Origin of the sequence: Gimesia sp. (assembly GCF_048262075.1) — a bacterium.
Classification (GTDB): Bacteria; Planctomycetota; Planctomycetia; order Planctomycetales; family Planctomycetaceae; genus Gimesia.
The window spans coordinates 349,335-360,309 of the sequence record NZ_JBLXFK010000003.1 but is presented as its reverse complement, the minus strand read 5'-3'; the positions used below and the strand labels follow the sequence as shown (position 1 = coordinate 360,309).

The 10,975-nt window shown below is 50.4% G+C and carries 7 protein-coding genes and 1 tRNA gene; 5 read left to right on the top strand and 3 right to left on the bottom strand.

The genetic code is table 11. From position 1 onward, the window contains the following. The first annotated feature begins 271 nt into the window (after positions 1 to 271). Positions 272 to 345, top strand: a tRNA-Val gene (locus ACN0YH_RS08925). A 183-nt stretch (positions 346 to 528) separates the two neighbouring features. On the opposite strand, the gene ACN0YH_RS08920 is transcribed toward ACN0YH_RS08925, so the two are convergent. The 3 genes from ACN0YH_RS08920 to mscL all read right to left on the bottom strand — a co-directional run bounded on the left by ACN0YH_RS08920 (position 529) and on the right by mscL (position 2,637). Then, complete coding sequence (locus ACN0YH_RS08920; protein WP_417379221.1) at positions 529 to 1,020, bottom strand: hypothetical protein; 492 nt, start codon at positions 1,018 to 1,020, stop codon at positions 529 to 531. Positions 1,021 to 1,078: 58 nt separating this feature from the next. Then, entirely contained in the window at positions 1,079 to 2,044 is a 966-nt protein-coding gene (locus ACN0YH_RS08915; protein WP_417379220.1) for a DUF1559 domain-containing protein, read from the bottom strand. A gap of 173 nt (positions 2,045 to 2,217) precedes the next feature. Beyond that, positions 2,218 to 2,637: a large-conductance mechanosensitive channel protein MscL gene (gene mscL / locus ACN0YH_RS08910; RefSeq protein ID WP_417379219.1), complete on the bottom strand. Its 420-nt coding sequence runs from the start codon at positions 2,635 to 2,637 to the stop codon at positions 2,218 to 2,220. A gap of 483 nt (positions 2,638 to 3,120) precedes the next feature. Here mscL and ACN0YH_RS08905 point away from each other — a divergent pair, with 483 nt between their 5' ends. From ACN0YH_RS08905 to ACN0YH_RS08890, 4 genes are all read left to right on the top strand, one after another. Beyond that, on the top strand, positions 3,121 to 4,632 hold the full coding sequence (locus tag ACN0YH_RS08905; protein ID WP_417379218.1) for a TolC family protein: 1,512 nt from the start codon (positions 3,121 to 3,123) through the stop codon (positions 4,630 to 4,632). 182 nt (positions 4,633 to 4,814) lie between these two features. Further along, entirely contained in the window at positions 4,815 to 5,156 is a 342-nt protein-coding gene (locus ACN0YH_RS08900) for a hypothetical protein (protein WP_417379217.1), read from the top strand. 242 nt (positions 5,157 to 5,398) lie between these two features. Then, positions 5,399 to 7,492 carry an efflux RND transporter periplasmic adaptor subunit gene (locus ACN0YH_RS08895; RefSeq protein ID WP_417379216.1) on the top strand — a complete coding sequence of 698 codons (2,094 nt, stop codon included), beginning with the start codon at positions 5,399 to 5,401 and terminating at the stop codon, positions 7,490 to 7,492. 3 nt (positions 7,493 to 7,495) lie between these two features. After that, positions 7,496 to 10,975 (top strand): efflux RND transporter permease subunit, encoded by a 3,480-nt coding sequence (locus ACN0YH_RS08890; RefSeq protein ID WP_417379215.1) that lies wholly within the window; start codon positions 7,496 to 7,498, stop codon positions 10,973 to 10,975.

The window sequence follows — 10,975 nt, the reverse complement described above, 5'->3', positions numbered from 1 at the left end:
ATTTTCTGAACTTCGTCTAAAGTCGGAACCACCACAGTCGCCGTTACAAAGGGCTCACTGCTCAGGTAGTTCGAAGGAGGTACGGTCTTTATATTCGACAGCAGATGCCGCCGTCAATGTTCGCTCTCATGCAATAAAATGCTGCGAAACCATTCAAATTGGTATGATCGGCCACACAGGTCGCGGGACTGTGCCTTTCAGCAGTTTTTTTTACAGAAAGTGTTCTGGAACTTGACGATATCTTCATGGATGCTTACCCTGCTTAACCTCAGGACGATTAGCTCAGTTGGTTAGAGCGCCACGTTGACATCGTGGAGGTCACCGGTTCGAATCCAGTATCGTCCACTTATTTTGAAATAAAAAAACGCCATAAGTTACTTTTTTAAAGTGGCTTATGGCGTTTTTGTTTACGCAGAACCGTTTCCATAATTGAGTATGGTCACAGACGTCTATTTTATCTTGCCTGGACGATTCTGAAATAAAAATCCCCCCTTGCCGTCAAACAAGGAGGGAGAATCATCAGGCAACTCATTTCACCATGTCGAACTCAAAGTGATTTGCTCCGCTTTTCACTTCTGCTGTCAGACCGCTCGTTTCACCAGAGCGATATTTCGCTGGAATCTCTTTAAACTCTTTTGGTTTAGATTCTGCTGGCGACAAACCTGGGGGTTCCTCTATATAAGGAGGCGTTATCGTGATGGAATAAGTACCAGTTTCGATTCCGTCTGGGATCGAAAATGTGCCTTCACTATCAAGTTTGGCTCCCGCAGCAATCCCTGTTTTGCCAGAGAAGAAATTGACGGTCCCTTCCGTGACTGGTGTTTCTTGAAACGTGACCTTTCCCGAAATATCGCCACGGGGAGTTTCGCTTACCCCGGAGCCACAACCGGTCGTTGTAATCGCGCTTAGTACGGTCATAAGTAAAATGCAGTTCAACCGAGTGTGTCTAATCTGGCAGTATTGATGCACATATGAACTGAGACCGGAAGTCAACAAAAAATTACGATAGCTGGATTTCATAATGTATATAAACCTAGTTATTCAGATGGAAGTTTTCGATATCAAGTGCAGAAACGATTTAAAACTCGCCAATAACGAGTCCATCGTTTCTGGCGCCGAGTTTCTGCAGGGTTCCCAGGTCAATACTATTGCCGAGGAATCGAACTGCCCCATCACCGAGTAAAACATGAATTCCACCTGTATGAAACGAATTCAGAATCGTATTGTAATGCCAGCTGGATGCGGAACCGTTGGGAGGGCTCGTTGTATCCAGGTTAAGAGCGTAGCGGATTGTTGAGACGGCTGCACCGAAATGAGAGCTTGAAGTGATCTGTGAGGGGCGTTGCGTCGTGTTGTAAAAACCACTCCAGCCTCCATGATAGTTCGCCCGCAGGTCTCGGTTACCCACCATCCCCGACTGCTCACTGATATAAATTGTATTTGACGTACCATCGGTAACATCACGAATTTGAGTGTGCCCGTTAAAGAAAAGAATTCCATTTTCACACGCACTTCCCCGGCCACTGATGTCAGCAGAACACCCGGTTCCAGGATAAGACCCCATGATCCCCACATAATCGTGAGTCTGACCTAACTGGTCGTTGTAATTAGAAGGATTATTGTTGCTGGAAAGTGCACTTGAGGGACAATTATAAACGGGAATTGTCAGGCCTTCCAGAATGCCAAAATTGGTGCCGTAATATCCAACACCCCATCCGCCCGTAAATCCATCCGCTGAAGTGGGATGGGTTTTAGTCAGCTGTGCATAAAGGGGACCCTGGTCGAGATAAGGAAGCAAGCTGAATCGCCAGTTACCTTTATAGTAGGGGTATTGTGCTCCGATTGGGAAGGTGCGATATGTGTCATGGTAGTTGTGCATCGCAAGCCCCAGTTGTTTCATGTTATTTTTACAAGTGCTTCTGCGTGCTGCCTCTCTCGCCTGCTGAACTGCAGGAAGCAATAAAGCGATTAAAATGGCAATAATGGCAATCACAACCAGTAGTTCAATTAGCGTGAATCCGTCTCTTTGACTCTGTCTTTTCATCTTCATCTCATTGTTATCTAAAGTTTAGAAAAAAAGGCGCGAGATGATTATAAAAGGTCAATTCAGGCAATGGCAATGTAAACCCTGCTAAAAAAAACAAGACAGACCGTCTAATTATATTTTTCTGTACAAGAGGTTACACTTAGATGTGCTAAGCTGGAAGAATGGCGTCATTAAACATGTTCTACCAGTTCTGAAGTACACTGGGGGCAGCGGGTTGCTGTGAGATCGATGGTCGATTTGCAGAACGGGCAGGCTTTGGTTGTCTCAGGTTTCGGGTCTTCCTGCCGTTTCATTTTATTCATCTGGCGAATCACCAGAAATATGACAAACGCGACGATCACAAAATCGATGACCGTATTGATGAAGAGACCATAATTAACGGTGACCGCTTCGGCTGTATCGGTTTTCTCACGAAGTACAATGGAAAGCTGAGAGAAGTCGACTTTGCCTAACAGCATACCGATGGGAGGCATCACGACGTCTTTGACCAGCGAAGAGACGATTTTACTGAACGCCGCTCCGATGATGATTCCCACAGCCATGTCGACAACATTACCTCGAACCGCAAATTCCTTAAATTCCTTGAGCATTCCCATTCATCACTCTCGCTTTCTGTTGTCGGGTGAAGTGCATAAATAAAGTGCCCCTCAATTCTGATGGAGCCCTTTATGCGAAGATGGAAGACAGTCTTTGCAATGATAACTGATTTGAGAGGGAGTTTAGCTGAGTCTGGTCAAAGCGTCAAATTTTAACTAAATCCTGTAAGCTCTGATTTTGTCAGAGACTGTTTATTAAAGCCCCTGCTTTTTGTCTGATATTCCTCTTTTGTTCAGCATCCTGTCTCTGGAGACAACAGGTGTTTCAGGTTCTCATTGCCTGACCGACTCGTTCCATACAACCCGAACAATCACTGTCAAAATTTCGATACGGTCCTTGAATTCGGCATTACTCGCACAGCCGGACCGTGCTTCACGTCGATCATTTTCTCTGGACCGTGCCATTTTTTCAGACCACTGATGATCAGTTCCCGAAATGCGGGAATTCGATCTAATGGATTTCAGTAAGGTTTCAGGATGAAGGATCATCCCCTGTATTTCAGCCGCGGTTTCGGTCTAATTCTGTTGACTGTTTTCGTCACAGGCTGTGCCTCGCATACTGCAACTGTTCAGAAGTCGGATTCAGCGAACGCAGAAGTCGTTGAGACTTCCGTTGCGCGTACGTCGATTGGATTTGACGAACCGGCTGAGGAGCAACATGCATCTCCGGCGGAGATCGTGCAGACTGGTGCTGAAGCAGTCGATGGTGTATTTGCGGATGGAACCCGGTCAGAACTGGTCATTCAGCAGCCTCCCCTGTCTCAGTCCCTGGGGGAACTGGAGATGCTGGCCGTCGATCAGAACCCGCGGCTGGTGAAACTTTACCGGGAATACAATGCAGCCTCTTCGCGCAGTCATTATGTGAATAAGCTGCCGGACCCCAAAGTGGGGACGAATGTATTCGGCGCTCCCATCCAGACCGCCTCTGGTTCACAGCGTGCTGTCCTGAGTGCCAGTCAGTCGATTCCCTGGCTGGGAAAATTAGACGCGGAAGAGCAGCGGGCCTGCTTCGAAGCCTTTGCGGTGCGTGCAGATTATCTGGCAGAACGCCTGCGGGTGATCGCTGCAGTACGGACGGGCTGGTATCGGCTGTATGTGATCGATCAGCAGATCGAAACTGCGAAAGCCAATCAGGAACTGCTGCAGTCACTGATTGACGTAGCGAATGCGCAGATTGCCACGGGGACAGCCACTCAGGGAGATGTGCTGCTGGGAACCCTGGAGCTCAGCAAGCTGGAAGAGCGGTTACTGACGTATCGAAAATTACGAGTTGCGGTCCAGGCAGACGTCAATCGACTGGTGGCCCGCGATGCAGACCTCCCGATAGCGGTTCCTGCGGAGTTGGACATCTCGCTTCCTCTAATGTCAGCCCGGGAGATTTTCGAGACCACATTGAGATCACAGCCGGAAATCCAGGCAGCCCAATTACGAACACAGGCATCGCGCTGGGGAATTGAGGTGGCCCACTTAAGTCGTCGCCCGGAACTGACAATTTCCGCGAATTACTTTTTCACAGATAACAATCGTCCCCCTTCTACTATTTTTGATGTCGGACAGGATCCCTGGTCGCTTGGTGCGCAGGTCAGCATTCCGCTCTGGCGTGACAAATATGATGCCCTCGAAGACGAAGCGACCTGGAAGCATCTCGCTTCGACTGATAACGAAGCCGAACTCCGCGATCGCTATGATGCGCTGATTACGGAATTACTGGCAGAAGCCCGCCGAGCCGATGAAACCGCAAAATTGTATAAGAACACGATCCTGCCGCAGGCGCGCCAGACGCTGAGAGCCGATCAGGAATCGTATTCGCGCGGCGCTGTGGAATTCGATCGCGTGATCCGAGACTACCGAAATCTGCTCACACTGGAACTCGGTTATCATTCGGCTGTCGGCGAACTGGCTGTCTCGCTGGCACAGTTGAGCCGCGTTGCCGGTCAGGATATCAAACTCGCGGCTGAACCGGCACTTCCGGAGCTGCCACAAGAGTAGCGTAAAAGATCCGTCTGGACTTCTACTGTCTCAGGCGATATATTTCCTGTAGGTCAATTACTCAATTCTACGGGTATATTTTCATGTTCCGTCAGCTTCGCATATTGATGATCTGGATGACAGCATTTATGCTGTGCGCTCAGGTTGTATATCCGGCAAGTCTGTCTGCCTGCTGCTGTCGAATGAATTCCGAGACTGGGCACACGGGTCGTGTCTGCTGTCTGACAAGTGTAGCGAAGCCAACCCGCAAAGCCTGTTGTAACCTGAATACCAGACAGACTGAAAAAGTGAATAGCGAATTTCACGCTGCTGGATGCTCCTGCGGTCAGTCTGATTCACCAGCTTTACCAGACAGATCGCAACATGCTCAGGAAACGCTGTTGCTGGACCTGAATCTGCAGCTTGGCTGTTTTATGAACTCTTCGCAAGAGACGAAACCGTCGTCTCAATACGATGGCGTGGTCATCTCGTCCCATCACTCTCAAAAATACGCACAAGTTCTGTACTGCGTTGCGTTGATCTAACACAGATCACGCTCCCTGTTGTCTTCGGGCACAGTGGTGTCATGTCTGTTAAGCCCTCTTCCTGCTTGCATGACCTCGCCTGGATTGTGTCTGAAGCCGGGAATCTCGCTATCTGCGATCGTCTTTCGATGATTTGTTAAGTGAATCCCTGTTTGAGTGGCTGGTCAGCTTTTTCCGGCACGGTCCAATGCTGGTGAACTGTTACTGGCCAGCTACTCTTTTCAAATATTATCAGAGGTGGAATGATGAGTTCTTCTATAAATGAATCAGAGCTAAAATCCAGTAATGCGCCTCCACCCCCTGATGCCAGGTCGGGACGCTGGTGGTTGCGCAAACTGCTTCCTGCAGGGCTGTTTCTGTCGGTAGGGCTGCTGTTGATTGTGCTGACCGGTGTGGCACAGCGTCTGGGCTGGATTCAGGCTGGTCCGACAGCAGGCGTCACTGCCTCCACCGATGGCAAACATTCTGTCTATACCTGTCCCATGCATCCCCAGATTCGACAGCCGACACCAGGACGCTGTCCTATCTGTGGTATGGCGCTGGTTCCCGCTGCAAAATCCGGGAGCAATATCGATCAGCTGGCAATTAATATTGAGCCAACTCAACGCAGGCTGGCTAACATTCAGACTGCCGAAGTGCAATCAGAGCCGGTTAATTCCATCATCGAAACGATTGGTTCGATCGAAATCGATGAGAGCAGGCATGCGACAATCGCTGCTTACATAGATGGAAGAATTGAAAAACTGTTCGCTGATTACACCGGCGTCGAAGTTGAGAAAGGCGATCACCTGGCCATTGTCTACAGCCCGGAGCTTTATTCTGCACAGATCGAATTACTGGAAGCCCGTAATGCTTTGCAAAAAATGACCTCCGGAGCACTGGCTGTCGTACGTGAAGTTCAGGAAAAACTGGTAACCAATTCACGCCAGAAACTGGTAGAGCTGGGTATGACCGAGGAGCAGATCAATCAACTGCTGACCAGCGGCAAAGCCGAATCGAGGCTCACGATTTATTCCCCGATCGGCGGTACGGTGACCCAGAAACTGGCCGAAGAAGGAAAATATATCAAAGCAGGAGAACCCATCTACCGTATCGCGAACCTGAACACTGTCTGGCTGATGCTGGAGTTGTATCCGGAAGATGCGTCCCGCATCCGTTTCGGGCAGGTCGTCGAGGCCGAGCTGCAGTCACTTCCGGGGAAAATTCTGAAAGGACGTGTGGTCTTCATCGACCCGACTGTCAACAAGACACGCAGGACGGTTGGCGTACGTGTAGAGTTCAGTAACGAACAGGGACAGCTGCGACCCGGTGATTATGCGAAAGCACGGATTACCGTTCCCATTGGTCCGCAGGGAAAAGTATATGATTCTGAACTGGCGGGGAAATGGATCAGTCCCATGCACCCCCAGGTGATTCGGGATCAACCGGGGGACTGCCCGATTTGTGGTATGAAACTGGTGCCAACTTCGCGTTATGGATATTCAGAACAGCCGGTCGACCAAAATGCCGCACTTACTGTTCCGCGTTCTGCCGTCCTGCTGGCCGGGGATCACAGTGTCATCTATGTGGAAACAGAACCGGGGAGATTCGAGCTCAGGAATGTGACGCTCGGACCGATGTTACGCGATCGTGCCGTGATTCTGGAGGGAGTGAAACAGGGGGAGCAGGTTGCTACTGTCGGCAACTTTCTGATTGATTCACAAATGCAACTCTCGGGAAAACCCAGTCTGATTGACCCGGTAAAATATTCTCCCGAGAAAAAGAAACCAGCTTATCGAAATGAGCCACTGCAGTTCGATTCCATCAGAATGGAAAAGCTGACCGGTCAACCGGGGCAGAGACTGGAGAACCTGTATTCCGTCTATTTTACGATTCAGAAACAGTTCGCGGCAGATAAAAATATCTCTGAGCAACAGGCGACAATACTAACAAAACTGGCGTCAGAGCTTGCACAGAATTCTCAAGTCAACCAGACAATGCGACAGGAATTTGAGCAGGTGGCAGTGAACGCAGCGCATCTGCATCATCTTTCACTTGAGGAGGCCCGTAAAAAGTTCAAGCCAATCAGTCACGCTGTGGTGAAACTGGCCACTCAACTGCGTGGCGCCGATGCAAAACAGCCCTATTACCAGTTTTTCTGTCCGATGGTACCGCAGGGGGAAGGGGACTGGCTGCAAAATGATGACAAACTGTTGAACCCCTATTTCGGCAGCAAAATGCTGCACTGCGGAAAACTGGTGAGTACCTTTGCTCCGGTAAAATCATCCAAAAGCGAGCCGACTGAAAAATCAGGACACATCAAAAACAAAACTTCATCAAGGCCCCAGGGAGAATAAAGCATGTTACGCGCCTTGATTTCATTCAGTATTCGGGAACCATTGATCATGCTCTGCGCGACGGCGCTGCTGATCGGGTTCGGGTGGTTTAGTGTTCGCGAAGTTCCCATCGATGCGATCCCCAATATTGGCGAGAATCAGGTCATCATCTTTACTGCCTGGCCGGGACGCTCTCCCAAGGATGTCGAAGACCAGGTGACCTACCCTCTTTCTGTTTCGATGCTGGCCGTACCCGATGCCGAATCGGTGCGCGGAAAAAGTCTGTTTGGTTACAGCTTCGTGCAGGTTACTTTTAAAGACAGCACTGATTTTTACTGGGCCCGTTCACGCGTTGCCGAGCAACTGGGGACTGCCGCTGCATTGTTGCCGGAGGGAGTTGTTCCTACATTGGGCCCGGATGCCACCGGGTTAGGGCAGGTGCTCTATTACGTATTAGAGCCTCCCGAAGACATGAATCTGGCTGACTTGAGAAGCCTGCAGGATTTCGTTGTGAAATACGAACTGCAGGCGGTACCTGGCGTGAGTGAAGTGGCCAGTGTTGGCGGATATGTACGGCAGTATCAGATTGAAATTGATCCCGATAAACTTCGCTTTCAGGATATTCCCCTGGATCAGGTGATTGATGCAGTTCGCAAATCAAATATCGATGTCGGTGCCAAAACGGTTGAATCGGGCGGTATGGAGTTCATTATTCGCGGTCGTGGCTTCATCGGTGCCGATCAGGATACCAGTCAGGCCATCAGCGATATCGAGCAGACCGTGGTGCGTTCCCGCGAAGGGGTGCCCATTCGCATTCGTGATCTGGGACGCGTACAGCTCGGTCCGGAGTTCCGGCGTGGCGCCATCGATCTGAACGGTGCCGAAGCCGTCGGTGGAGTAGTGGTAATGCGCTTTGGCGAAAATCCCCGCAAAGTAATTGATGGGATAAAAGCCAAAATGTCGCAGATAGAACCCAGCCTGAAAGGCGTGAAATTTGATCTGATCTATGATCGTACTGGATTAATTAATGAGACGATCGGCACACTGACCACGGCGCTCTCACAGGAAGTGATGATTACTGCAGTTGTCATTCTATTATTTTTGTTACATCTACGAGCTTCGCTGGTCGTTGCGATTACATTGCCGATTGCGGTATTAATGGCGTTTATCGCCATGAATGTGTTCGGCATTGATGCGAATATCATGTCTCTGGCCGGGATTGCCATTGCCATCGGGACCATGGTTGATATGGGGATTGTGGTTTCTGAATCAATCTATGATCAGTTGGCGGAGTGGGAAGCCAAAGGGAAACCGGGAGGTAAAGCAGCGCGGTTGACTGTGATTAATACTGCTGCGGCAGAAGTGGCTCCCGCTGTGGTGACGGCGGTAATGACGACGGTGGTTAGTTTCTTTCCCGTGTTTATGCTCACGGGACGGGATTATAAACTCTTCGCTCCGCTGGCCTGGACGAAAACTTTTTCGATCACCGCTGCCCTGGTTGTCGCCATTACGCTGGTTCCGCTGTTAAGTCGTCTGTTTCTGGCATCACATCAGCGGACTCACCGTCGACGGGCTCTGATTTCGGTCATGTTTGCGCTGGTCTGTGGCTGTCTGGCCTGGTCTGCGGGACAGACTCTCGTGAATCTCACTTCAATCAGTCTACCTCTATTGATTCTGGGAATTACCAGCACAGGGGGTATCGGTGCCTATTGGTTATTAAGCGAACGATTACGGCCCGTTGATGAAAATCCAGTCGGGAAACTGATCCATTTTCTTTATGAACCAACACTCCGTTTCTTTATGCGACATAAATTGTTGTTTTTCTCACTACCTTCTTTCGTCGTTTTGTTGGGGATGGGGGCCTGGATTGGCATGCCTACAGTGATGAAGCCGTTTGAGAGTGTTGCACGCTTTCTGGGGGTTGATGCCAACGAGGTGCCGGGCTGGGTTGAAACCAAACATCTGTTTCCGGGGCTGAAATCGAATGACTGGATTGCATTGGATGAAGGGAGCTGGTTCTACATGCCGACCCTGTATCCCGCTGCCAGCTTTTCACAGGCGATGGAAGTTCTGCAGACGCAGGATGCGTTAATTAAAGAGATTCCCGAAGTGGAAAATGTCCTGGGGAAAATCGGTCGCATCGATTCGGCTCTGGACCCCGCTCCGGCTGCCATGATTGAAACCTATGTCATGCTCAAGCCGGTGGAGCAGTGGCGGGAAGGTGTCACCTCGAAAGATATCTGGGAACAGATTAATGCGGTCGCGACACTGCCTGGCGTCACACCTGCTTCTCCGCTGCAGCCGATCGAAGGGCGAGTGATCATGCTGCAGAGTGGTATCAAAGCGCCGATGGCCATTCGGATCTTCGGCGACAGCCTGGACGGGCTTGCGCAAGCTTCGATCGCCGTTGCCGATCACCTGAAACAGATTCCGCAGGTCAATGGTTCCACGGTGAACCCGGATATTGTGTTGGGGAAACCTTATGTCGAATTTGATGTGAGTCGTGAAACGGCAGCCCGGTATGGGATGTCGACTGCGATGGTCAACGAGATTATCGAAACAGCCCTCGGAGGTTCGAATGTCACCCGCACAGTTGAAGGTCGCGAACGTTACCCGATCCGTGTGCGCTATGAACGCAACCTGCGCGAACAGATCGACGAATTGAGCCGCCTGCCTGTCGTCACACATTCGGACGAAATTATTCCACTCTCGTTACTGGCGGAGATGAAAACGACCTGGGGACCAGGTGTGATTAACAGTGAAGATGCCCGCCTAGTCGCACACGTGTCATTTTCCTCATCAGGACAGGAAGGCGCGCTGGAAACGGTCGCAGCAGTCGAGCAGAGTCTGCACGCTGCCCAGAAGGATGGTTCTATAGATTTACCCGCCGGTTATGCGTTGCAGGCAGTGGGTTCCTTTCAGAATCAGGTGGAAGCAAACAACCGTCTGATGTGGGTGGTGCCACTGGTGATTTTAACGAACCTGTTTATTATCTACCTGCAGTTCCGTAATTTTCCGATCGCATTGGCGGTCTTCTCCGGGATCCCGGTCGCATTTGCCGGAGGCATGATTCTGCTGGCGGTGAATGACATTCAAATCAATACTGCGGTCTGGGTGGGATTCATTGCCTTGTTTGGAATCGCCGTCGATGATGGCGTGGTGATGGCTACCTATCTGGATCAGATCTTTACACGCAAACGTCTGAAGAACAGCGATGATATTCGCAATGCCGTGGTAGAAGCAGGGCTCAAACGAATCCGACCCTGTCTGATGACCACCTTCACAACGATCATTGCACTGTTGCCGGTAATCTATGCAACCGGACGAGGATCTGACGTCGCCAAAGCCATGGCCTGGCCTGTGATTGGCGGTATGACAGTCGCTTTGCTGACGCTGTTTGTTGTTCCAGTGATCTTTGCCGCTTATAAAGAGTTCAAAATGAACCTCGGGTTGGACGATCCCCACTGGGCAGGTACGGAAGACGATGTCCAGTCGGTGAGTTGA

Coding starts and splice junctions, on each gene's coding strand:
- mscL (WP_417379219.1), bottom strand. CDS start 2,637: ATGCTCAAGGAATTTAAGGAATTTGCGGTTCGAGGTAATGTTGTCGAC.
- ACN0YH_RS08895 (WP_417379216.1), top strand. CDS start 5,399: ATGATGAGTTCTTCTATAAATGAATCAGAGCTAAAATCCAGTAATGCG.
- ACN0YH_RS08890 (WP_417379215.1), top strand. CDS start 7,496: ATGTTACGCGCCTTGATTTCATTCAGTATTCGGGAACCATTGATCATG.
- ACN0YH_RS08920 (WP_417379221.1), bottom strand. CDS start 1,020: ATGAAATCCAGCTATCGTAATTTTTTGTTGACTTCCGGTCTCAGTTCA.
- ACN0YH_RS08900 (WP_417379217.1), top strand. CDS start 4,815: ATGAATTCCGAGACTGGGCACACGGGTCGTGTCTGCTGTCTGACAAGT.
- ACN0YH_RS08905 (WP_417379218.1), top strand. CDS start 3,121: ATGAAGGATCATCCCCTGTATTTCAGCCGCGGTTTCGGTCTAATTCTG.
- ACN0YH_RS08915 (WP_417379220.1), bottom strand. CDS start 2,044: ATGAAAAGACAGAGTCAAAGAGACGGATTCACGCTAATTGAACTACTG.